Genomic DNA, 23,256 nt, shown 5'->3' on the forward strand with positions numbered 1-23,256 from the left:
CTCGCGGCCTCGGCCTCCGAGGTGGCGGTGAAGGGCGGCGAGGTCGTGAGCCAGGTGGTGGACACGATGGCGTCGATCAACGCATCGTCGAAGAAGATCGTGGACATCATCGGCGTGATCGACGGCATCGCGTTCCAGACCAACATCCTGGCGTTGAACGCGGCGGTGGAAGCCGCACGCGCCGGCGAGCAGGGCCGCGGTTTCGCGGTGGTGGCGTCGGAAGTACGCAGCCTGGCGCAGCGCTCGGCGGCGGCGGCCAAGGAGATCAAGGGCCTGATCGACGATTCGGTGGGCAAGGTGGGCGTGGGCAGCGCGCTGGTGGCCGAGGCGGGTCACACGATGGAAGAGATCGTGGGCAGCGTCAAGCGTGTGACCGACATCATGGGCGAGATCACGGCGGCCAGCCAGGAGCAGACCTCGGGGATCGAGCAGATCAACCAGGCGATCACGCAGATGGACCAGGTGACGCAGCAGAACGCGGCACTGGTCGAAGAGGCCGCGGCGGCCGCTCAGTCGCTGCAGGGCCAGGCCGGCGGCCTGTCCGAGGTGGTGGGGGTGTTCAAGCTTCGGGAGTCAGGCGCTGTTCAGCCTTCAACTTTCGGTTGAAGCTGCCGATATAGACCCTGAAGGCATTGCAGCGGCGATGCCGCAAGCAACACCCACCCACACCCAACCAGGTAATCGATCCCATGTCAGGAAACTTGTTCTTCACGGGTCTGAGCGGCCTCAATGTCGCGCGAACCTCGCTGATGACGACGGCCCACAACACGGCCAACGTCTACACCACCGGCTACAGCCGGCAGGTCGCGGAAGTCGCCACCAACGCGGCGGTCGCCACCGGCTCGGGCTATGTCGGCACCGGCGCCGGCGTCACCACGATCAGCCGCAGCTACGACCGTTACCTGACCGCGCAGCTCGCCACGGCCCAATCCTCCTCGGCGGCCTTGAATTCCTACGGCACCGAGATCAACCGCATCGACTCGCTGCTGGCCGACAAGACCTCCGGCATCAGCGTGCTGATGCAGACCTTCTTCACCGCGGTGCAGGGCGTCGCCAACACCCCGGCCGACTCGGCCGCGCGGCAGCAGCTCATCAGCTCGGCGCAGTCGCTGTCGAACAAGTTCCGCGCGACCGACCAGTACCTGAGCGACCTGAACGGGTCGGTCAACGACCAGATCTCGGGCAGCGTCTCGCAGATCAACACCTACTCGAGCAAGATCGCCAGCCTCAACCAGCAGATCAGCATGATGACCGCCGTCGCTGGCGGCCAGCCGCCGAACGACCTGCTGGACCAGCGCGACCAGCTGGTCAGCGACCTGAGCCAGATCGTCGACGTCAAGGTGCTCGAGCAGGACAACGGCAAGTACAACGTGTTCATGGGCAACGGCCAGTCGCTGGTGACCGGCGACCAGGCCGCGACCATGAAGGCGGTGCCCTCGGCCGCCGACCCGACCCGCACCACGGTGGCGCTGGTGGGCATCGCCGGCAACGTGTCGGAGCTCGGCAGCGACGTCATCACCGGCGGCTCGCTGGGCGGCCTGATGAACTTCCGCACCCAGACCCTGATCCCGGCCCAGAACGCCATCGGCCGGCTGGCGATGGCGGTCTCGGGCGCCTTCAACGAGCAGCACGGCCTGGGCGTCGACCTCAACGGTGCACTGGGCACCGACTTCTTCACCACCGCCACGCCCGGCGTGTTCTCGAACGCGAAGAACGCCGGCAACATGGTGCTGTCGGGTGTCGTGACCGACACCAACAAGCTCAGCACCAGCGACTATTCGGTGCAGGTCAGCAACGTGGCGGGCACGCTGAACTACTCGGTGACCCGGTTGTCGGACAAGCAGTCGATGGGCACTTTCACGAGCTTCCCGATCAGCTTCGACGGCGTGAGCCTGTCGCAGGCGAGCGGCACGGCCCAGGCCGGCGACTCCTTCCTGGTGCAGCCCACCCGCACCGGTGCGCGCGACATGGACGTGCTGGTGCTCGACCCGGCCAAGGTGGCGGCGGCCTCGCCGATCGTGACCGGCAACGGCGCCGGCAACCAGGGCAGCGGCAAGCTGGGCAAGGCGACCGTCGACCCGACCTACCCGGCGACCCCGCTGGCCGCCAACCTGACACTGAGCTACGACTCCGCGACCGGCGCGCTGTCGGGATTTCCCGCCACCTCCGCCGTCACCGTGACGCTGGCCAACGGCACCGCGACCACCTACGCGGCCGGCGCCCCGGTGCCCTACACGGCGGGCGCCCAGATCAGCTTCGACGGCCTCAGCATGGYGATGACCGGCACGCCGGCCAACGGCGACACCTTCAACATCGGCAAGAACTCGGGCGGCGTGTCGGACGGCAGCAACGCGCTGCTGCTGGGCGCCCTGCAGCGCCAGACCACGATGGGCAACGGCACCACCACCTTCAATGGCGCCTACTCGCAGCTGGTCAGCGAGGTCGGCAACAAGGCGATGGAGATCAAGGTCGCGACCAAGACGCAGGAGAGCGTGACCAGCCAGATCAAGGCCAGCCAGCAGTCGATCTCCGGCGTCAACCAGGACGAGGAAACCGCCAACCTGCTGATGTTCCAGCAGATGTACCAGGCCAATGCGAAGGTCATCCAGACCGCCTCGACCATCTTCGACGCGATCCTCGGCATCCGCAGCTGATCGCCCCGACCCCACCCAGATCCAAGGAGCCGTGATGCGTATCAGCACCAGTTCGTTCTACGAGCAGAACACCCTCGCGATGGGCCTGCAGCAGCAGAACCTCTTCAACGTCCAGCAGCGCCTGTCGGCGGGCACCAAGTTCCTGACCGCCGGCGACGACCCGGTGGGCGCGGCGCGGGTTCTCGGCGTCGCCCAGACGCTGGCCGAGTCGGCCCAGTACGCCACCAGCCGCGAGCGCGCGACCCTGTCCCTCAAGCGCGAGGAAACCGCGCTCGACAGCACCACCGTCATCCTGCAGAACATCAAGACCCTGACCGTGCAGGCCGGCAACGGCACCTTGTCGGATGCCGACCGCGCTTCGCTGGCGACCGCGATCCAGAGCAATCTCGACCAGCTGGTGGGCATCGCGAACTCCGACGACGGCAACGGCCAGTTCCTGTTCGCCGGCTACAAGAGCGCCAGCCCGCCCTTCGCGGCCCAGGCCGGCGGCGGCGTGCAGTACATCGGCGACCAGGGGCAGCGTCTGATGCAGGTCGACGTGGCGCGCCAGCTGTCGACCTCCGACGACGGCCGCACCGTGTTCCAGTCGGTGCAGGGCGGCGCGGGCTACGTCACCTCGGGCGCCGCGGCCAACGCCGGCACCGCCGTCTTCGGCGCGGTCAGCGTGGTCGATGCCACCGCGGCCAACTACGGCAAGGACTTCACGATCAGCTTCGCGGCCGGGAACTACACCGTGTCGACCAACGACACGCCCCCGGTGGTCGCCGCCAGCGGCGCCTTCACGGCCGGCTCGCCGATCGCCTTCGGCGGGCTGCAGATCAGCATGACGGGTACGCCGGCGGACGGCGACACCTTCAACGTCACGACCGCCAAGAACGCGGGCACCGACGTCTTCGCGACCATCGGCGAGCTGGTCACGGCGCTGCGCACCCCGCTGACAGGCGGCGGCGCGGTGGCGCAGGCGAAGCTGCAGAACGCGCTGAGCACCGCCAACGTCAAGGTCACGAACGCGCACGACAACGTGCTCACCGTTCTGTCCTCGGTGGGCTCGCGCATGAACGAGGTCGACGCCCTCGACGACGGCGGCGCGTCGCGCGTGCTGATGGACAAGAGCTACATGTCCTCGATCGAGGACCTGGACCCGGCCAGCGCGATCTCGGAGTTCTACCAGCGGCAAACCTCGCTGCAGGCGACCCAGATGACCTTCGCCAAGCTGGCGTCGATCTCGCTGTTCAACTACCTTTGATCGACAGCGGCCCGGGCGGCGGACGCGCCCGGGCCTCGTCCCTCCGGGGGCGGCCCGCTCCAACGGGCTTGGTTAGGCGTTAAAGTAGGTACAAAATCATTACATCGCTCAATTCTGGCGCGAGCATGAAACTTGTCCTGAACCATGGCGAACCTGGCCGATCTGGATCCATCGTTCTCGGTGCCTTGCAGGCGTTGTGCTGCCATGCTGCAGAAGGGGAACCGGTTTTGTCCCTTTTGTTTCGAGGATCAGCTGGCGCCGGCCGATACCGGCGATGCCGAGCCGCCGGCCGTGCCCGGGCGCGGCCTCTCCGTGGCCAAGGAGGTGCCGGCCCCGATGGTCATCGACTTCAGGGACACGGTTCAGCCGGAAGCGGACGAAGTCATCCACATTCCCGGCCCCACGGGCATGGCCGGGCAGGAGGCCGACGCCGAGATCGGCATGGTCCGGCCGGGCGCGTTCTGGCAGACGGAGGTGCTCGGCGGCGGCGGCAAGTCGAACTGGCTGACTCGCTTCGCGACCCCCCAGCGCATGGTGGCGGCCATTGCGCTCGCGCTGGTCGTGGCCGGGCTCGCCGTCGTGGGGCTCGAGCGCGTCTATGTCGACGGTGAGAACGAGGCCAGCAGGGAGCGTGCGTTCAGGGACGACGTCGAGCGAGTCCAGGGCGCCCTGAAACGCGGCGACCTGGGCACTGCCGAGCAGGTGCTCGAGGGCCTGGACGCCGACCGTTCGGACGATCCGGCGGTGCAGGCCCTGTGGCAGGCCTTCGACAAGCGAGCGCAGGCGCAGGCCGCCGGCGGGGAGCCCCTTCCTGACGTTTCGCTGAAGGCGTCCAGGGCGATCCGGCTGGAGCAGGCCACTGCGCCGCCGGCCGCTGCGCCTTCGGCCCCGGCCCCGGCCCCGGCCCCGGCGCGGCCGGAGGCGCCGGTTGCGTCCCCGCCTGCGCCGACCGCCGGTGCGGCCGGACCGCAAGACAAGGAGTGCAGCGAGGCGCTGGCGGCGCTGGCCCTGTGCTCGAAGAATTAGAGAGTGCGCGCAAGAATGAGCCAGGCATCTCCTGGCAGTGTCATCAACCTTCGACGGAGCCAACATGCCAATCAGATTCCTGTCCATCGGGCTGTTGTGGATGGCCTTCCTCGCATGCGCGGCCGCGGCGCCCCGGGCGGAGTACAAGATCGTCACCGCATCGAAAACCGGCACGTACATCCAGATCGGCCGGGACCTCGCGACCTGGGTCGCGGACCCGGCCGACATCGATCTCGAAGTCCTCGAGTCGAAGGGGTCGGCCGAGAACGTCCAGCGCATGCGCTTCGAGCCGGGCGTCAAGCTGGCGCTGGTGCAGTCCGATGTCTACCAGGCCTTCCTGGACGAGGCGAAGGCCGGCAACGCCGAGGCCGGCAACATCATCCGGCCGCTGCGCCTGATCATGCCGCTCTACGACGAGGAGATCTACTTCGTCGTCCGCGCCGACTCGCCGCTCAACAGCATCCACGAGATCAAGAACCAGAAGATCGGGGTCGGCCCGCTGGGCAGCGGCACCGCGCTCACCTCGCGAACGCTCTACCAGCTGATGTTCGGCGAGCCGCTGCCGCCTGCCAACGCGCAGTACCTGACCAATGAAGAGGCGCTGGCCAGGCTCACGGTCGACAAGTCGATCGATGTCGCGATCATCGTCGCCGGGCAGCCGGCCAAGCTTTTCACGGACATGAAGGCCGAGGCGCGCAACTACATCAAGATCCTGAAGCTCGACGACGCGGCGCCGGAGACGGCGCGGGCGAAGAAGACCTACTTCCCGGCGGCGATCCGCGCCTCCAGCTACTCGACATGGCTCAAGGCCGACGTGCCCACCCTGACCGTGAAGGCCTACCTGGTCACCTATGACTACGGCCTGCAGTCGACGGTCGGCGCGCTGACCCGCTTTGCCGATTCCCTCTGCGCCAACTTCGACAAGCTGCAGGCCAACGGCCACCCCAAGTGGAAGCAGGTGCGCCTGGAGCTGCCGCCCCTGAGCCAGGGATGGCGCTACTACGGGCCGATGGAAAAGCGCATGCGCAACTGCATCGCCCGCCGGTCGGCCGTCAGCGCAGCGGCGACGACGGCGCCGCCGCCTCTGCCGCGCAACTGCACCGAGCAGGAGCTGGTGTTGGGGATCTGCAGGCGCTGAGCCCGGCCCGCGCTCGGGGCCGCAGCCGCCGCTGCAGGCCGCCGTCTTCCTGCCAGTTGCCGGATCAGAGGGGTTCTTTCCCTTCTGATCTGCGCTTTGCTTCCTGGCGCCACCGCGAACAATCCAGGCAAGCGGGCGTCTCCTACGGCGTTCTCGAAAACTCCTTTCTCATCGATGAACGCATCTTCTTCATCTCAGCAACTTGCCGGTCCGGGCGACACGCCCGTGGTCGACGCCTTGGCTCACGCGCTGGACGAATCGCTGCGAATGGCCACGAACTTCCACCGGAGCGGCCAGCTGGAACACGCCGAGACGCTCTACCGCGGCATTCTGGACGCCCTGCCGCAGCATGCCCAGGCGCACTACGGCCTGGGCCGGCTGGCGGTGCGTGCAGGGCAGGCGAGCGAAGCACTGCCGCATTTCGTGGCGGCCCTGAAGGCGCAGCCGGACAACCCGAACTACCAGCTCGGCTGCATCGATGCCCTGATGCAGGCCGATCAACTCGACGCCGCACGGGACATGCTGGAGTCCGCCCTGCAGGGCGGCTTGCAGGGCGAACTCGCGCAGGCACTGGCCAGGCAGCTGGAAGTCCGAACGCGAATCGCCCGCTCGATTCGCGATACCCAGGCGCCCGCCGCGGTGGCGCCGGCGCCGCGGGTCCAGGCCGCGCCGCGTGCTTCCGGCCGCACGCCGCAACCGAGCCCGCGGGAACTCGACAAGCTGACGACCTACTTCACCCAGAAGCGCTATGAGAAGGTCAAGGCGCTGGCTCGCTCGTTGACCCAGCGCTTTCCACGGCATCCGGCGGCCTGGAAGGCGCTGGGCGTGGCGATCTGCGCCGAAGGAGACCTTCGAGGCGCGCTGCAGCCCATGGAGATGGCGGCAGGACTGCTGCCTGAGGATGCCGAGGCGCAATTCAATCTGGGGCTGACCCTGGCCGCCGTCGGACGCCAGGCCGAGGCCGAGGCCACGGCCCGCCGGGTTCTGGAGATCGACCCGATGCACGCCAAGGCGCACTGCGCCCTGGGTTGGATGCTGCAGGGCCAGGCGCGCCTCTTCGAGGCCGAGCTGCATTGCCGGCGCGCCTTGGAGATCGATCCCTCCTATGTCGATGCCCATCTGGAGCTGGCCGGCGTTCTCAAGAACATGCGGCGGCTGGCGGAGGCCGAGGCGCAATACCGGAAGGCACTCGACATCGATCCGGCAAGCGCCATCGGGCACAACCAGCTGGGCCTGCTGCTGCTGGAACAGGACCGTTCGGCTGACGCCGAAACCGCGTTCCGGCGCGCCGTGGCGGCGAATCCGGCATTGGGCTACCTGTTTGCCAACCTCGGCGCATCGCTCAGTGCCCAAGGCCGGCAAGCCGAAGCCGAAGCCAGTTTCCGCCGCGCCGTGCAAATCCAGCCCGGCGAGACCAATTCGCTCAGTGCCCTGCTGTTCTGCCTGACCCATGGCCAGGCGCTGGACGCAGACGCCGTGTTCGCGGAGCACCGCCGCTTTGGCGAGCGCTTCGAGACACCGCTGCGGGCCTCGTGGAGGCCGCATGACAGGTCACGCGAACCCGAGCGGCCGCTGCAGATCGGCTTCGTCTCGGGCGACCTGTACAACCATGCGGTCGCTTCGTTTCTCGAGCCGGTGCTCGCGCATCTGGCCGGCGAACCTTCCTTGGTGCTGCACGCCTATTCGTCCCGGCGCGCGGCGGAAGACCACGTGAGCCAACGGCTGCGCGGGCATGTGAGGTACTGGGACACGGTCGGCGGGGTGGGCGATGCCGAACTGGCGGAGAAGATCCGCGCCGACGGGATCGACATCCTGATTGACCTCTCGGGCCACACGGCCGACAACCGCCTGCCGGTCTTCGCACGCCGGCCGGCGCCGGTGCAGGTCAGCTGGATGGGCTATCCCGGGACGACCGGCCTCGACAGCATGGACTACTACCTGGCCGATCCCTTCATCTTGCCGCCCGGACGATTCGACAGCCAGTTCACGGAGAAGCTCGCGTACCTGCCGGCGAACGCACCCTTCCAACCGTCGGCCGAGGCGCCGCCGGTCAACGATCTGCCGGCGCTGCGCGCGGGGCACCTGACCTTCGGCAGCTTCAACCGGCTGCACAAGATCAGCCGGGAGGTCGTCGCCTTGTGGTCGCAGCTGCTGCGCGCCGTGCCGACGTCGCGCATGGTGCTGGCGGGACTGCCGCGCCATGGGGAGTACGAGGCGCTGATCGGCTGGTTCGACGCCGAAGGCATCGAGCGCAGCCGACTCGACTTCCATCCGCGCTGCACCATGGAGCACTACCTGGCGCTGCACCACCAGATCGATGTCTGCCTGGACACCTTTCCCTACAACGGCGGGACCACCTCCTTGCATGCGCTGTGGATGGGTGTGCCCACGCTGACGCTCGCTGGGGCCACGATGGCCGGCCGCGCCGGCGTCAGCGTGCTCGGGCATGTCGGCCTGGATGAATTCGTGGTGCAGGATGCCTCGGCATTCGAGGCGCAGGGCGCGTCGTTGGCCCAGCGCCTGCCCGAGCTGGCGCAACTGCGCGCCAGCCTGCGCGGTCGCCTGGCAGCCTCGGCCATCGGCCAGCCGTCGCTGATCGCAGCCGCACTGGAACGTGCCCTGCGCACGATGTGGCGCCGCTGGTGCGCGGGCCTGCCCGCTGCGTCCTTCGACGCCAGTCGCGACCCGGGAGGCCGCGCATGACGGCATCGCGCACGGATCCGATCTATGTGACGCAGCCCTACCTGCCGCCGCTGGACGAATTCATCCCCTATCTGGAAGAGATCTGGGCCAGCAAGACGCTGACCAACGGCGGTCCGTTCCATCAACAGCTCGAGCAGGCCCTTTGCGACTACCTGGGAGTCAAGCATCTGGCGCTGTTCACCAACGGCACCCTCGCGCTGGTCACGGCGTTGCAGGCCCTGCGCATCACGGGCGAGGTCATCACCACGCCGTACTCGTTCGTGGCGACTTCGCACTCGCTGCTCTGGAACGGCATCAAGCCGGTGTTCGCGGACGTCGACCCGCTGACGCTCAATCTCGATCCGGCCAGGATCGAAGCGGCCATCACCCCGCAGACGACTGCGATCATGCCGGTGCACGTGTATGGACATCGGTGCGACGTCGAGGCCATCCAGACCATCGCCGACAACTACAATCTCAAGGTCATCTACGACGCTGCGCACGCCTTCGGCGTCGAGGACGCCGGCGGCAGCATCTTGAGGCACGGTGATCTCTCGGTCCTGAGCTTTCATGCGACCAAGGTCTTCAACACGTTCGAAGGCGGCGCGATCGTCTGCCCCGACGCCAAGACCAAGTTGCGCATCGACCAGCTGAAGAACTTCGGCCATGTCGGAGAGGTCACGGTGGTCGCGTCCGGGATCAACGGCAAGATGAGCGAGGTCAATGCCGCGTTCGGGCTGCTGCAGCTCAAGCACGTCGACCAGGCGCTCGCGCGCCGCGAAGAGATCGATGCGCTCTATCGCGAACTGCTCAAGGGCACGCGGGGAATCCGCTGCCCGGAGGATGGCGGCGAACGGGTGGCCAACCATGCCTACTTTCCGATCCTGGTCGGCCCCGAGTACCCACTGAGCCGCGATGCGCTCTACCAGAAGCTGCGCGACCACCACATCCACGCCCGCCGATATTTCTACCCGCTGATCTCGGACTTCCCGATGTACAGGAACCTGCCCTCGGCGCATCGCGACAACCTGCCGGTCGCGTCCGCCGCCGCCCAGCAGGTGCTCTGCCTGCCGATCTATCCCGCCTTGCAGGATGCGCAGGTGGAGGAGATCGCCGGGCTGATCGGGGCCTGGGGCGCGACACGGGCGAGCTCGAAAGCCATGGCAGAGGCCTTCGCCTGAACCGGGCCATCATGCAAGCCGAACGCCGGTTGGCCATCATGCAACCCTATTTTCTTCCGTATCTCGGCTACTTCCAGCTGATGTCCAAAGTCGACAGCTTCGTACTCTACGACGATGTCAACTTCATCAATCGCGGCTGGATCAACCGGAACCGGATCGACATCGACGGTGCGGCGCACATGTTGACCGTGCCGCTGCGCCAGGCCAGCCAGAACCGGCGCATCTGCGACATTGCCATCGGCAACGACACAGCCTGGCGCGACCGGATGGTCAAGTCGATCCGGCAGGCGTATGCCCGCGCATCGCAATTCGAGCGGGTCTTTCCGCTCATCGAACGCGTCGTGCAGCACCCGGCGGAAAACCTTGCCGACTACCTGCTGCACAGCTTGAACTGCCTGCGCGATCACCTCGGCCTGAAAACAGAAATCATCGCGACGTCGCGGCGGTATGGAAACGCCGATCTGAGAGCACAGGCCAGGATCATCGACATCTGTCTGCATGAAAAAGCCGACCTCTACGTCAATTCGATCGGCGGCATCGAACTCTACGACCGCGCATGCTTCGAAGAGAAAGGGTTGAAGCTCGCGTTCCTGACGCCGTCGCTGCAACCTCACGCGCAGGGGGGGGCGGGGTTCATGCCCGGCCTGTCGATGGTCGACGTGCTGATGCACAACGACGCGGCTTCCATCGACGCGCAGCTTCACGGCGGAGTCCTGTCGTGAGCGGTCAATACCAGGCAATCATCCGCCACTATGAGGACTGCCTGGCGCAGTTCGGCGACTCCCACCGCGGGGTCGACTGGCCGAACGCAGCGGATGCGGCGAAGCGCTATGGGGTGATGCTCGACCTGATCAGGCCATCGACCACCGAGAAGACGCTGCTGGATCTGGGCTGCGGTGCGTCGCACCTCTACCAGTACATGCTCGAGCACGACGTGGAGGGCTTGCGGTATGAAGGGCTGGACGCATCGTCCGCATTCTGCGAACTGTCCCGGAAGAAGTATCCGCAGAACGAGTATCTGTGCCTGGACCTGCTCGCGGAACCCGAGCGCCTGCGCGAGTTCGACTACGTCGTCATGAACGGCGTATTCACCGAAAAGCGTGAGATGTCCTTCAGCGACATGTTTGACTATCTGCAGCGCATGCTTGCGGTGGTGTTCGAGAAGACGCGCTGCGGGATGGCTTTCAACGTGATGTCCAAGCAGGTCGATTGGGAACGCGATGACCTGTTCCATGTGTCGCTCGACCAGCTCACCGATTTCATCGCGAAGAAGCTTTCGCGGCACTACGTCGTCAGAAACGACTATGGGTTGTACGAGTACACCGTGTATGTCTACAAGGAGCACAGCGGATGGCCAACGTCGTGATTTTCGGCATGCAGGACTATGCCGAGCTCGCACACTTTTACCTTGAGAACGACTCCGAGCATCGGGTTGCTGCCTTTTGCGTGAACCGCGCCTACTTGCCGGAGGGAGAGCGGTTCAAAGGCGTGCCGGTGGTCGCCTTCGAAGACGTCGAGCACACGCATCCGCCGGCGGACTTCAGCTTCTTTGCGCCGATGTCGCCGAAGCACATGAATCGCGATCGTGAGCGCGTCTTCGTCGACATCAAGGCGAAGGGCTACCGCATGGTCAGCTACCTCAGCTCCAGGGCGACGTCGTTCAACAACGAGATTGGCGAGAACTGCTTCATTCTCGAAGACAACACGCTGCAGCCGTTCACACGGATCGGGAACAACGTCGTCCTGTGGAGCGGCAACCATATCGGACACCATGGGCGGATTCAGGATCACGTGACGATCACTTCACACGTCGTCATGTCCGGCCATTGCGACATCGGCGCCCACAGCTTCCTCGGGGTCAATGCAACCTTGCGGGACGGCATCTGCATCGGCGAGGGAACATTCGTCGCGATGGCCGCCGCAGTGATGAAGAACACCGAGCCATGGTCGGTCTACAAAGGCAATCCGGCCACCAGGCTCGAGATGCCCAGCACCAGGCTGAAATTCTAGGAAGCACGATGGCAGCCATTCGATGGGAGAAGCGTGGGCTCGTCTATGCGGTTGACGACCGCCTGCCGTGGGCGAAGTCGCATGCGCAGATCCCGACGGTCGCGGGCGTGAAGGACAACGCGCTGCGAATCATGTTCAGCAGCCGTGATGCGCACAATCGCAGCTGGATCGCACGACTCGACGTCTGCAGCCAAGACCCGTCGGACATCCTGCACGTCGAATCGCAACCGGTGCTGCAGCTCGGCGCCACCGGCACCTTCGATGATTGCGGAATGATGCCGTCGTCGGTCGTCGAGCACGACGGCGTCCACTATCTGTACTACATCGGCTGGAACGTGCGCAACACGGTGCCGTATCACAACTCGGTCGGACTGGCCGTCAGCGAGGACGGCGGAACCCGCTACCGGCGGCTGTTCGAAGGCCCGGTCATGGACCGCAGCGCCGAAGAGCCGTACTTCTGCGCAACGACCTGCGTGCGCATCGAGAACGGCATCTGGCGCAACTGGTATCTGTCGTGCACCGGCTGGGATCTGGTCGGCGGCGTCGCCGAGCCACGCTATCACCTCAAGTATGCGGAGTCGCGCGATGGCATCCACTGGAAGCGCCGAGGCCGGATCGCCATCGACTATGCGGACCAGGCCGAGGGGGGCATCGTCCGGGCATCGGTGTGGAAGGACGGCGACAGATGGCGGATGTGGTACGCGTATCGAAAGCAGGGCGGGTATCGGGAAGACGCCGCAGCCAGCTATCGGATCGGGTACGCCGAGTCGGCGGACGGGATCGCCTGGTCCAGGATGGACAGCGAGGCGGGGATCGATGTTGCCGCGGAAGGCTGGGATTCGTTCATGGTCGCGTACCCGGAGGTGGTGATTGTCGATGAGCGATTGCTCATGTTCTACAACGGCAACGGATTCGGCGCGAGCGGCTTCGGGTACGCCGAAGGCTTTCGAGAAGAATAGATGGAGTGCGCCATGAAAATCATCGCCGGGGACTTTCGCGAGCTCGGTTTTGCGATCGTCTCGACACCGGGTTCACGCGAATGGATGGGCACCCTGCGGGCCCGATTCGAAAGGCGAGTGGCGACCCGCTTCACCGAGGATCCCGTTCGCAACCGGAACATCATCAAGCTGCTCGCCGAAGACCTCGAGATCAAGCGCTTCTTTTGCTCGCCGGCGATGGTCGATGCGCTGACACGCTGCCCGGGCCTGGCCGAGCCGGTCCAGACCGGGCCGATCGTCACGCACTACACGGCAAGCAATGCCACCGGCAATGGCTACGGGCTTCCGTATCACCAGGATTGGCCTAGCATGGGCACGTCCTCGAACGGCGTGATCGCCTGGACCTCGATCACCGATATCGGCGAGGACGGGCCGGGACTGCGCATCGTGCCCGGCAGTCACCAGCGCGGCCTGTGGCCCGGAGCGCAGACCGACGCGGGGTACGTGTTGCATGAACAGGAAATCGCCGGCTACCTGGATGTGCAGATCGAGGCCGGCCAGATTCTCTTGATGTCGCCGTTTCTGGTCCACAAGACGCGAACGTCGACCTCGACGGACTGGAAACTGTCACTTTCATGCCGCTTCGACGACATCGAATGCCCGCAATGGGAGCGGCGGAATTTCGTCAGCGCCTACCGGACCGCCGTCGACCGCGACATTTATCTGACGGGTCTCCAATGACCGTCCCCACAACCCCTACGCAACAAAACGGCTCTCACATGAACCAGGTCGCACAAGCACATCTCGGAGCGCTCGCCAACGAAGGCTACAGCGTGATCCGTGGCGGCATCGCGCCCGGGGAAGTCGACATGCTGCTGGCCAGCATGCGGGATCTGAATGCCAACCGCCCTCAGGCCGGCGATGACGATCAACCGTTCCTGAACCGGGGCCACGACACGCTCTACAACCTGCAGCGCGAGGATGTCGGGTTCTTCCGCGCGTTCACCGGCAATCCGCTGCTGATGCGAATCCTGAGCGGCCTGCTCAACGATGCTTGGTACAGGCAGATTCCGGCGGATCAGCCGAACTTCATCCTGCGGGCGCTTGCCGGCCGCAGCAGCGGCGCGAAGCCGATGCCGCTGCATATCGATTCGTTCGTGCCGAGCAGCGGCAAGCACTGTATCGCCTGCCAGGTGGCGATCGTCCTCGAAGACCAGACGCAGCAGCGCGGCTGCACGGTCCTCGTGCCCGGGTCGCACCTGTCCGACCGCTACGCGGACCAGTCCGCGATGTCCGACGCAATACCGGTGGAGACGCGGGCCGGAGACATCGTGATCTGGGACAGTCGCATCTGGCACGGTGCGCTGGGCAACTCGACGGGCGCGAGTCGCTGGTCCCTGATCGCGACCTTCGTCCGCTGGTGGATGAAGCAGAACTTCGACATCACGGGGACCTTGCCGGAACCCATCTACGAAGTGCTGACCGACGACGAGAAGGCCGTTCTCGGCTACTGCTCGCTGCCGCCCCGCGACGAGCTCGAGCGCAGCGACATGAAAACCGGACATGAGCAGCTCAAGCCCACTGTCGCGGCGTATCGCGGCAGGGCGGCCCGCACGCCGGCCGTCCGGCCACACAAAGAATCACTCTCCCGATGCCTCAACCAATGAAAACCTGGAAACCAGTCCCCCTCGAAAGTCTCGTCGCCCAGGATGTCCTGGCGCGTGCCGAGGCTTTCGATCCTGAGGACTACTGCCACGAATCCGAAGTGCGCGGCCTGAGCCTTCGCTGGCTGGCGCTCAGCAAGCGACTGCTATGGATGGCGGCCGGCATCGAACACATCGAGCCCGAACTGCTGGACTGGATCGACCGGATTCCCGCGTCGTCGGTCTACTACGATTTCGGCGCCAGCAATGGCGTCTTCGCGCTCTATGCGGCGAAACGAAAGCTCAGGGTGGTCGCCATCGAACCCGATCCGTCCAACTACTTCCTGCTGTCGTGGAACGCCTTTCTCAATCGCGGCGTCGAGTTCGACATCTCGGCATTCAATGTCGCGGTGTCGGATCGGTTCTCGGCCGACAAGCTCTACATTCACAAGATGGATCTCGGCAGTCACGAGAAGATCGTCGGCGCGCCTGTTGCGGTGTTCGGCGACACCTTTGCGCCGCAGCACGTCCACGCGATCCAGCTGGTGCATTTCGACCGCTGGATCGAGCAGATGGGTCTGCCGAGGCCCGAGTACGTCAAGATCGACGTCGACGGGCACGAGATGGCCGCGATCAGGGGCGCCATGGAATCGCTGCGCGGCTGCAAGGAGGTCTTCATCGAGATCGACGAAGCGAAGCTCGAAGAGATCGCCGGCACGTTGCGCCAACTCGGCTTCGCCATGATCGAGAAGCACCAGGTCCAGAAGTACGAGGGACTCTGGAACTGCATCTTCGCCCGCTGAGTCGTCGCGGCGGAAGGTCCGCCTCGGCCGTCACCGGGGCCGACGGCTTCAGGGACGCAGCATCCGGGCCATCCGGACCATCGCTTCCAGCCCCTGCGCGAATCGGGGCTCCAGGAACACCGCGAGGTGCGGCGTCAGAAGCTGCAGCATCCCGATCCCGGCCAGCAGCGTCAGCGGGAAGCCCACGGCGAAGATGCTGAACTGGGGCGATGCTCGGTTCAGGATGCCCATCGCCAGGTTCAGGATCAGCAGGGCGGTCACCAGCGGCAGCGAGAGCATCATGCCGCTGGCGAAGATCTGGCTCGCGCCCGAGACCAGCACCATCCAGCCTTGCGCGGCCAGCGGCGCATCGGCGATCGGCAGGGCCTGGAAGCTCTCGGCCAGCGCGGCGATGATCAGCAGGTGGCCGTCGACCGCGATGAAGATCAGCATCGCCAGCATGTTCAGCAGCCGCGCCACCACCATCGTGGCGCCGCCGTTCATGGGGTCGAAGAAGGACGCGAAGGACAGGCCCATCTGCAGGCCGATGTACTCGCCCGCGGCGAGCACGGCGGTGAACACCATGCGCATCGTGAAGCCCATGGCGACGCCGACCAGCACCTGCTGGATGATGATCCAGACGCCGCCGGCGGAGACCACCGGCACGTCGGGCATAGGGCCCAGCGTCGGCGCCAGCACCAGCGCGAGCATCGCCGCGATCGCCACCTTGACCCGGCGCGCCACCCATGTCTCGCCGAAGATCGGCGCGGTGCTGACCAGCGCCAGCATCCGCACGAACGGCCACAGGAAACCCACCAGCCAAGCGGTGAGTTGCGCCGAGGTGACTTCGAAGACGGGTGGCATCAGGCCGCCGCCGGGCCGCCCCCTCGGGGGGCGGTGGCACACGAAGTTAGGAGCGTGGGAATCACGTTCAGCCGATCAGTTGGGGGATGCTCATGAACAAGGTGCGGATGTAGTCCAGCATCTGGCCGAGCATCCAGGGGCCGGCGATGACCATGGTCGCGAACACCGCCAGCAGCTTCGGGATGAAGGACAGCGTGGCCTCGTTGATCTGGGTCGCCGCCTGGAAGATGCTGATGACCAGGCCGACGACCAGCGCCACCAGCAGCAGCGGGGCGCCGAGCGCGAGCGACACCTGGATCGCCTGGTTGCCCATCGACATGATGGTTTCGGGGGTCATGTCGGTTCTTTCAGGTGTAGAAGCTCTGCGCCAGTGCGCCGATCAGCAGTTGCCAGCCATCGGCCAGCACGAACAGCATCAGCTTGAAGGGCAGGGCGATGCTGGCCGGCGGCACCATCATCATGCCCATCGACATCAGCACGCTCGCCACCACCAGGTCGATGATCAGGAACGGGATGAAGATGGTGAAGCCGATCTGGAAGGCGGTCTTCAGTTCGCTGATCACGAAGGAGGGCAGCAGGATGCGCAGCGGCACTTCCTCGGGGCCCTGCATGTCGGGCACCTTGGCCAGCTTCGCGAACAGCGCCAGGTCGTTCTCGCGGGTCTGGCGCAGCATGAAGGCCTTGAAGGGCTCGATGCCGCGTTCCAGGGCCTTGTCGGTGCTGATCTTGTTCTCGGAAAAGGGCTTGTAGGCCTCGGTGTAGACCTTGTCGAAGACTGGCGACATGACGAAGAAGGTCAGGAACAGCGACAGCCCGACCAGGATCTGGTTCGGCGGCGACGACTGGGTGCCGATCGCGGTGCGCAGCAAACCCAGCACGATCAGGATCCGCGTGAAGCTGGTCATGCACAGCAGCAGGGCCGGCAGGAAGGACAGCGAGGTCAGCAGCACCAGCGTCTGGACGCTGAGGGACCAGGTCTGGCTGCCGCCGGGGCCGGGCGTGCTGATCAGCCCGGGCAGGCCCTGGGTCCAGGCGGCCATCGGCAGCGCAGCCGCGAGCAGCACCAGGCCGGCCTGCAGCCCCCGGCGAAGAGGCATTTTCACCATGACGCGGGACGGGCCTTGCCGGTCAGCGATTCACGCAGCTTCTGCGCGAACAGGTCGACCGGGTTGCGGGCCATCGAAACCGGTTCGGCGGCGGCGCCGGCCACCGCCTGCGCGGGCAGCGAATGCAAGGTGTTGACCTGGCTCGCCGTCACGCCCAGCACCAGCCAGGTGCCCGCGACCTCGACCACCACCACGCGTTCGCGCTGGCCGACGCTGGCGCTGGACACGACCTTGACCACCTGGCCGCCGCCGCCGAAGCGCTGCAGCCCGAAGCGGCGCGCCAGCCAGGCGCAACCGAAGATCAGGCCGAGCACCACCAGCATGCCGAGGCCGGCCTGCAGCAGGCCCGAGGCACCGACTGCCGGCGCCATCTCGACCGCGTGGGAGGGCACCGTCGGGAGCGTCATTGGAAAGCCTCCGCGCTTCGCGCTGCGGCGTTCGCCTTCGGAGCGGCCGTGCGGCTCATGACCGGGCCAGCTTCTGCATCCGCTCCGACGGCGTGATGATGTCGGTCAGCCGAATGCCGTACTTGTCGTTGACGACCACCACTTCGCCCTGGGCGATCAGGTAGCCGTTGATCAGCACGTCGAGCGGCTGGCCGGCCAGGCCGTCGAGCTCGACCACCGAGCCTTGCGACAGCTGCAGCAGGCTCTTGATGGTGATGCGCGTGCGGCCGATCTCGGCGGTCAGCTGCACCGGTACGTCCATCACGCGCGCGATGTCCACGGCGGAGACGCTGGCGGCGGCCGCCGGCTCCTGGATCTGCTGGAAGACCTGAGCCGCGGCGGGCGCCGGCACGGGTTCGGCTGCCGGTGGGGCGGGCGTGGCGGCGGTCTGCTCGGCCAGCGCGCTGGCCCAGTCGTCCGCGTCGCTGGCGGAGGAAATGTTGTCAGTCATGGTCGTTCTTCACATCGCTGTCTTGGTGGGAGATCATGTTTTGCACGCGCAGGGCGTAGCGCTCGTTCGAGGTGCCGAAGCCGCACTCCATCACCGGCACGCCGTCGACCCGGGCGATGACGGAGGACGGCAGCTCGATCGGCAGCACGTCGCCGACCTGGAGCTTGAGCACCTCGCCGATGGTCGAGGACATCTTCACGAAGTCCGCGGTCAGCTCGACGTCGGCGGCCTGCATCTGCCTGGACATCTGCTTGACCCAGCGCTTGTCGATCTCGACTTCGTCCTGGATCGGGTTCGACAGCAGGTCGCGGATCGGCTCGATCATCGAGTAGGGGATGCACACGTGCAGGAAGCCGCCGATCGGGCCGAACTCGATCTGCAGCGTGGTGTTGACCACCACCTCGTTGGGCGCCACGATGTTGGCCAGCTTGCCGTGCATCTCGGCCCGCACGTAGTCGAAGTCGAGCGGGTAGACCGGCTGCCAGGCCTCGCCGTAGCACTGCAGCGAGAGATCGAGCAGGCGCTTGATGATGCGCTGCTCGGTGCGCGTGAAGTCGCGCCCCTCGACCCGCACGTGATAGCGGCCGTCGCTGCCGAAGAGGTTGTCGACCACCAGGAAGACCAGCTTCGGATCGAACACGAAGAGCGCTGTGCCCCGCAGCGGCTTCATGTGCATCATGTTGATGTTGGCCGGCACCGGCAGGTGGCGCACGAACTCGGCGTACTGCTGGATCTGCACCGGCCCGACCGAGATGTCGGGGCTGCGGCGCATGAAGTTCAGCAGCGCGCTGCGCAGGCCGCGCGCGAAGCGTTCGTTGATGACCTCCAGCGTGTGCATGCGGCTGCGCACGACCCGGTCGGGCGCGCCGAGGTCGTAGGCCGGCAGGCCATCCGAGGGCTTGGCCGGCTTCGAGGTCTGGTCGACGCTGCCGCCGGTGACGCCTTGCAGCAGGGCATCGACCTCGTCCTGCGAGAGGACTTGTTCATAGGCCATGAGTGGCTCGCCTGCTGGGGGTCACTGCACCACGAAGGTGTTGAAGGCGACGCTGGTGATGCCCTGCTCGGGCAGATCGGCGTTGAGCGGCCGGTTCAGCTCGGTGCGGATCTCCTCGGCCAGCTTGGCCTTGTCGTCGGGCGAGACCAGCGAGTCGGCGGTCCGGTTCGACAGCAGCATCAGGGTCCGGCTGCGCAGCTCGGGCATGAACTCGGTGATCTGCGCCTTCGACGGTTCGCCGCGCACCTTGAGCGCCATGCCGACGTGCAGGAACTTGGCGCGGCCTTCACCCTGCAGGTTGACGGTGAACGGTTCCAGTGCCACGAAGATCGGCTTTTCGGGTGCCGGCTTGGCGGCTTCGGCCTGGTGCGCTGCGGCGGCCTTGGGGCCGAGGAAGACGTAGGCGACCGCGCCGGCGGCCAGCAGGCTGACCCCGATCAGGAGGCCGATCAGCAGCTTCGAGGAGCGAGGCGCGGCGGCGGTGGGAGCGTTGGGTGAGGTGGCCATGGTGAAGTTCGATTAACTTGTTCGGTCTATTCTTTGCGAACTGAAGGCTTGGCGAACGGTCGATCAGGGAGGGAAAAGCGCTTCAGATCCGTTCATTGCCTTTTGATCAGTTGAGGACAGAGCAAAAACTGCTGCGCAGTTTGTTGGTCTGTCCCGCAAGGTCTCAGTCAGTTGAGGACAGAGCAAAAACTGCTGCGCAGTTTCTTGGTCTGTCCCGCAAGGTCTCAGGAAGTCTCAGGCAAAGGTGTCCAGGCCGACATTGGCCGCCCGCAAGGCACGGGCCGGGCCCACGGGCTGCGGGGCGGCGGAGGCTGCGTCGACGCCCTGTCCGGCACCGGGGTAGGCCGGCTGGCCGGACGACCGTCCCGGGTTCTGCTGGGCGAACCCGCCTTGCGGCGAGGGCTGGCGGCTTTCGGCGCCGACCGAGGTGTGGCCCAGGCTGATGCCCTGGTCGGCCAAGGTCGTGCGCAGCTGGGGCAGGGCGGCCTCGACCGCCTTGCGCACGCCTTCGTGCGCCGAGACGAACGTCGCCTGGGCCTGGTTGTCGCCCATCGTCAGCGTGACCTTGAGCGGGCCGAGGCCGGCCGGGTTGAGGTTGAGCTCGGCCACCTGGTGGCCGCTGGCGCTCATCCGGATCATCTGCTGGCCGATTGCGGGACCCCATTCGTGGCTGCCCACGGGCGGCGCGACCGACAGCACGGGCGTGGCGTTCGAGGTGGCAGCGGCACGGTCGGCCGCGGCCGGCAGCGCCGAGGCGACCGGCTGCAGCGTCGGCGCGCTCGATTGCGCGTCGGCGTCGAGCGGCTCGGCGGCCTTGGGCTCGGCCGCGACGGCGGTCGCGGTCGCGGCGCTGGCGGCGGCCTGGACCGCGGCGGTCCTGGGCGTGTCGGTGGGTGCCGCGGCGGCTGCCGCCGCGGCATCACCAGCGCCCGGCGTCGCGGCCTTGGCGCCAGCCACCGGCGGCACGAACGAGGAGGTCACCGGGGTGGTGGCCGGTGGCGCGGCAGCCTCCGCCGCATCGGCGGTCGGTGGCGACAGGGCGGTGCGGGTGGCCGGATCGATCGCGCCGGCGGTCTTCGCCGCATGGCCGGCGGGCGGGGCATCGGCCTTCGCCTGCGCGTCGGCGGCCGGAGCCAGCGCCGCCGCTTCGGCGCCTTCGGCCTGCGAGGCGGCCGCGGCGTCGGCGGCGGTCATTGGGCTGGCCGACGTGTTCGTTGCGGCGCCGTCAGGCGGCACGCCGGCGAGGGCGGTGTCGGTGGCGGCGGACGCCGCGTTGCCGGCGACCGGGCGGCCTTCGGCTGGGGTGCCGACGATCGGCGCCGCGATCGGCGCGGCCAGCGGTGCCAGCATGGCCAGCACGTCGGCGGCGCTGAGTTCGCTCTTGCGCTCGCCGTCGCGGCCCGGCCGCCGCGTTGCGGTGGCCTCGGGTGCGGCATCGGCCGCGGCCGCCGACCGGGTGCCGCCGGCGGCGCGCGAGCGGTCGAGCATGGCGCCGAAGCTGCGGCCGTCGGGCTCCTCGGCACCGCGGCCACGGGGCCCGGCCTGCGAGGCTTGGGGGCTGGCGAGATTGACGGAGGGCGAAATGAGTGTGGGCATGGGCGAATCCGGTCGGGATTTCAAAGGGTCGGATGGGCGGCGCGGTCGAAGAACTTCCGGGCTGCGCGTTCGTCGCTGTCGCGTTGCTCGCGCTTGGCCTGCGCCAGCATTTCCTGGCGCCGCACGCGCTCCGCCAGGGTGTCGAAGGAGTTGAGGCGGCGCTTGTGGTGCTGCCAGTCGCTGCGGCCGTGGTCCAGCCGGCTCTCGGCCTGGGCCACGATCGCGCGCTGCTGCTCGATGGCGCCGTCGAGGGTGCCGAGGAAGGCCTGGAAGTTGCGCCACTGCGCGGTCGGCAGGCCCTTGTTCATGAGCTGGTGCAGCTGGTCGTAGTAGTCCTGGCGGTACTGCAGCAGCAGCTCGAGCTTCTGGCCGGCCCCGAGCCGGGCGCCCTGCAAGGCGCCGAGGCGGCGCGCGGCATCGTCGGTCTGGGTCCGGGCGAGATCGGTCAGCGTGTCGAGCGGGAGTTTCTGGGCCATCGGTGTCCTTCCTTCGTCAGGTGGGTTCGAACAGCTTCGTCATGCGCGCGATCGACGTCGGGTAGTCGGTGGGCTCTTCCATCGACTGCTGCAGGAAGGCCTCGATGCGCGGATACATCGCGATCGCCTGGTCCAGCTGCAGGTCGTGGCCTGGGGCGTAGGCGCCGACGCTGATCAGGTCGCGGTTGCGCTGGTAGCGCGACAGCATCTGCTTGAAGCGGCGCACGGTGTCGAACTGCGAGGGCGGGATCAGCGCGGTCATCGCGCGGCTGATCGAGGCCTCGATGTCGATCGCCGGGTAGTGCCCGGCTTCGGCCAGCGTGCGCGACAGCACCACGTGGCCGTCGAGGATGGCGCGGGCCGAGTCGGCGATCGGGTCCTGCTGGTCGTCGCCTTCCGAGAGCACCGTGTAGAAAGCGGTGATCGAGCCGCCGCGCCCGTCGGCATCCCGGGCACCGTTGCCGGCGCGCTCGACCAGTGCCGGCAGCTTCGCGAACACCGAGGGCGGATAGCCCTTGGTGGCCGGCGGCTCGCCGACCGCCAGCGCGATCTCGCGCTGCGCCATCGCATAGCGCGTGAGCGAGTCCATGATCAGCAGCACGTCCTTGCCGAGGTCGCGGAAGTACTCGGCCAGGCAGGTCGCGTAGGCGGCACCCTGAAGCCGCAGCAGCGGCGAGTTGTCGGCCGGCGCGGCGACCACCACCGCCCGCGCCAGGCCTTCCTCGCCGAGCGTGTTCTCGATGAAGTCCTTGACTTCGCGGCCGCGCTCGCCGATCAGGCCGACCACGATCACCTCGGCGCTGGTGTAGCGGGCCATCATGCCCAGCAGCACGCTCTTGCCGACGCCCGAGCCGGCGAACAGGCCCATGCGCTGGCCGCGGCCGACCGTGAGCATCGAGTTGATGGCGCGCACGCCGACGTCCAGCACCGAGTCGATCGGCGCCCGCGTGAGCGGATTGATCGGCGGCGACGACAGCGGCACCTTGCGGCTGATGTCGAGCGGACCCAGGCCGTCGAGCGGCCGGCCCACGGCATCGACCACGCGGCCGAGCATGCCCTCGCCGACCGGCAGCCGCTTGGTGTGGGCCTCGCCGGCCAGGCCCGAGCCGGGCGCGCCGCTGCGCGGAAACACCTTGGCCCCGGGCACCAGCCCGGCCACTTCGGTCTGCGGCATCAGGAACAGCCGGTCGCCCGCGAAGCCGACCACTTCGGCTTCGGCATGGCGTTGCGGATGGCCGGGCGGCAGTTCGATCAGGCAGTCGCTGCCGACCGGCAGCTGCAGGCCGACGGCCTCCAGCACCAGGCCGACGGCGCGCGTCAGGCGGCCCGAATGGGCCGTCATCGCGCACTGGCTGACGTCGCTGCGGGCCTGCGCGAGCGTGCTCAGCCAGGACTTCAGGTGGGGATTGGCGGCCGCGGGTGCGTCGTCTTGCAGAAGGGGTGACATCCTAGTTGCTCCATCGCGCAGTGCGCGGCCCGCGACCCACGAAACTGGCGCAGCCAAGTGCCAGGGATA

24 protein-coding genes are annotated in these 23,256 nt (G+C 67.1%); 14 read left to right on the top strand and 10 right to left on the bottom strand.

Annotation, left to right across the window (positions count from 1 at the left end):
* From AC1DF3_RS24360 to AC1DF3_RS24425, 14 genes are all read left to right on the top strand, one after another.
* On the top strand, nucleotides 1-606 hold a 606-nt coding region (locus tag AC1DF3_RS24360), incomplete at its 5' end, for a methyl-accepting chemotaxis protein (RefSeq protein ID WP_478141118.1).
* Between the two features lie 83 nt (nucleotides 607-689).
* Nucleotides 690-2,654, top strand: coding sequence for a flagellar hook-associated protein FlgK (flgK, locus tag AC1DF3_RS24365; protein ID WP_478141119.1), 1,965 nt, complete (start codon nucleotides 690-692; stop codon nucleotides 2,652-2,654).
* Nucleotides 2,655-2,688: 34 nt separating this feature from the next.
* Nucleotides 2,689-3,900, top strand: coding sequence for a flagellar hook-associated protein FlgL (gene flgL, locus AC1DF3_RS24370; RefSeq protein WP_286537843.1), 1,212 nt, complete (start codon nucleotides 2,689-2,691; stop codon nucleotides 3,898-3,900).
* 204 nt (nucleotides 3,901-4,104) lie between these two features.
* On the top strand, nucleotides 4,105-4,926 hold the full coding sequence (locus AC1DF3_RS24375; RefSeq protein ID WP_478141120.1) for a hypothetical protein: 822 nt from the start codon (nucleotides 4,105-4,107) through the stop codon (nucleotides 4,924-4,926).
* 64 nt (nucleotides 4,927-4,990) lie between these two features.
* Nucleotides 4,991-6,064 carry a TAXI family TRAP transporter solute-binding subunit gene (locus AC1DF3_RS24380; RefSeq protein ID WP_478141121.1) on the top strand — a complete coding sequence of 358 codons (1,074 nt, stop codon included), beginning with the start codon at nucleotides 4,991-4,993 and terminating at the stop codon, nucleotides 6,062-6,064.
* 174 nt (nucleotides 6,065-6,238) lie between these two features.
* Entirely contained in the window at nucleotides 6,239-8,767 is a 2,529-nt protein-coding gene (locus AC1DF3_RS24385; protein WP_478141122.1) for a tetratricopeptide repeat protein, read from the top strand.
* Nucleotides 8,764-9,927, top strand: coding sequence for a DegT/DnrJ/EryC1/StrS family aminotransferase (locus AC1DF3_RS24390; RefSeq protein WP_478141123.1), 1,164 nt, complete (start codon nucleotides 8,764-8,766; stop codon nucleotides 9,925-9,927). The genes AC1DF3_RS24385 and AC1DF3_RS24390 overlap by 4 nt, the downstream gene beginning before the upstream one ends.
* 11 nt (nucleotides 9,928-9,938) lie before the next feature.
* Nucleotides 9,939-10,649 carry a WbqC family protein gene (locus AC1DF3_RS24395; protein WP_478141124.1) on the top strand — a complete coding sequence of 237 codons (711 nt, stop codon included), beginning with the start codon at nucleotides 9,939-9,941 and terminating at the stop codon, nucleotides 10,647-10,649.
* On the top strand, nucleotides 10,646-11,293 hold the full coding sequence (locus AC1DF3_RS24400) for a class I SAM-dependent methyltransferase (RefSeq protein WP_478141125.1): 648 nt from the start codon (nucleotides 10,646-10,648) through the stop codon (nucleotides 11,291-11,293). Before AC1DF3_RS24395 ends, AC1DF3_RS24400 begins: the two co-directional genes overlap by 4 nt.
* Nucleotides 11,278-11,937 (top strand): acetyltransferase, encoded by a 660-nt coding sequence (locus AC1DF3_RS24405; protein WP_478141126.1) that lies wholly within the window; start codon nucleotides 11,278-11,280, stop codon nucleotides 11,935-11,937. The genes AC1DF3_RS24400 and AC1DF3_RS24405 overlap by 16 nt, the downstream gene beginning before the upstream one ends.
* An 8-nt stretch (nucleotides 11,938-11,945) precedes the next feature.
* On the top strand, nucleotides 11,946-12,896 hold the full coding sequence (locus AC1DF3_RS24410) for a glycoside hydrolase family protein (protein WP_478141127.1): 951 nt from the start codon (nucleotides 11,946-11,948) through the stop codon (nucleotides 12,894-12,896).
* 12 nt (nucleotides 12,897-12,908) lie between these two features.
* On the top strand, nucleotides 12,909-13,616 hold the full coding sequence (locus AC1DF3_RS24415; protein WP_478141128.1) for a phytanoyl-CoA dioxygenase family protein: 708 nt from the start codon (nucleotides 12,909-12,911) through the stop codon (nucleotides 13,614-13,616).
* Nucleotides 13,617-13,654: 38 nt separating this feature from the next.
* Nucleotides 13,655-14,542, top strand: a complete 888-nt coding sequence (locus tag AC1DF3_RS24420) for a phytanoyl-CoA dioxygenase family protein (RefSeq protein WP_478141129.1) — start codon at nucleotides 13,655-13,657, stop codon at nucleotides 14,540-14,542.
* Nucleotides 14,539-15,321 carry an FkbM family methyltransferase gene (locus AC1DF3_RS24425; RefSeq protein ID WP_478141130.1) on the top strand — a complete coding sequence of 261 codons (783 nt, stop codon included), beginning with the start codon at nucleotides 14,539-14,541 and terminating at the stop codon, nucleotides 15,319-15,321. Before AC1DF3_RS24420 ends, AC1DF3_RS24425 begins: the two co-directional genes overlap by 4 nt.
* Before the next feature lie 48 nt (nucleotides 15,322-15,369).
* Here the strand turns inward: AC1DF3_RS24425 and fliR are convergent, their stop codons facing one another.
* From fliR to fliI, 10 genes are all read right to left on the bottom strand, one after another.
* Nucleotides 15,370-16,164 (bottom strand): flagellar biosynthetic protein FliR, encoded by a 795-nt coding sequence (fliR, locus tag AC1DF3_RS24430; RefSeq protein WP_478141131.1) that lies wholly within the window; start codon nucleotides 16,162-16,164, stop codon nucleotides 15,370-15,372.
* A 67-nt stretch (nucleotides 16,165-16,231) separates the two neighbouring features.
* A complete protein-coding gene (gene fliQ, locus AC1DF3_RS24435; protein WP_286537847.1) occupies nucleotides 16,232-16,501 on the bottom strand; it encodes a flagellar biosynthesis protein FliQ in 270 nt (89 codons plus the stop codon).
* Between the two features lie 10 nt (nucleotides 16,502-16,511).
* Complete coding sequence (fliP, locus tag AC1DF3_RS24440; RefSeq protein ID WP_286527148.1) at nucleotides 16,512-17,204, bottom strand: flagellar type III secretion system pore protein FliP; 693 nt, start codon at nucleotides 17,202-17,204, stop codon at nucleotides 16,512-16,514.
* 59 nt (nucleotides 17,205-17,263) lie between these two features.
* Complete coding sequence (gene fliO, locus AC1DF3_RS24445; RefSeq protein WP_286537848.1) at nucleotides 17,264-17,677, bottom strand: flagellar biosynthetic protein FliO; 414 nt, start codon at nucleotides 17,675-17,677, stop codon at nucleotides 17,264-17,266.
* 55 nt (nucleotides 17,678-17,732) lie between these two features.
* On the bottom strand, nucleotides 17,733-18,167 hold the full coding sequence (fliN, locus tag AC1DF3_RS24450) for a flagellar motor switch protein FliN (RefSeq protein WP_286537849.1): 435 nt from the start codon (nucleotides 18,165-18,167) through the stop codon (nucleotides 17,733-17,735).
* Complete coding sequence (gene fliM, locus AC1DF3_RS24455; protein ID WP_286537850.1) at nucleotides 18,160-19,161, bottom strand: flagellar motor switch protein FliM; 1,002 nt, start codon at nucleotides 19,159-19,161, stop codon at nucleotides 18,160-18,162. The genes fliN and fliM overlap by 8 nt, the downstream gene beginning before the upstream one ends.
* Before the next feature lie 21 nt (nucleotides 19,162-19,182).
* On the bottom strand, nucleotides 19,183-19,668 hold the full coding sequence (gene fliL / locus AC1DF3_RS24460) for a flagellar basal body-associated protein FliL (RefSeq protein ID WP_286537851.1): 486 nt from the start codon (nucleotides 19,666-19,668) through the stop codon (nucleotides 19,183-19,185).
* A 234-nt stretch (nucleotides 19,669-19,902) separates the two neighbouring features.
* A complete protein-coding gene (locus AC1DF3_RS24465) occupies nucleotides 19,903-21,264 on the bottom strand; it encodes a flagellar hook-length control protein FliK (RefSeq protein ID WP_478141132.1) in 1,362 nt (453 codons plus the stop codon).
* Between the two features lie 20 nt (nucleotides 21,265-21,284).
* A complete protein-coding gene (gene fliJ, locus AC1DF3_RS24470; RefSeq protein WP_301813654.1) occupies nucleotides 21,285-21,740 on the bottom strand; it encodes a flagellar export protein FliJ in 456 nt (151 codons plus the stop codon).
* Nucleotides 21,741-21,756: 16 nt separating this feature from the next.
* Nucleotides 21,757-23,187: a flagellar protein export ATPase FliI gene (gene fliI / locus AC1DF3_RS24475; protein WP_286537854.1), complete on the bottom strand. Its 1,431-nt coding sequence runs from the start codon at nucleotides 23,185-23,187 to the stop codon at nucleotides 21,757-21,759.
* Nucleotides 23,188-23,256: the final 69 nt, after the last annotated feature.

Source organism: Variovorax sp. 10N432 (genome assembly GCF_056394465.1).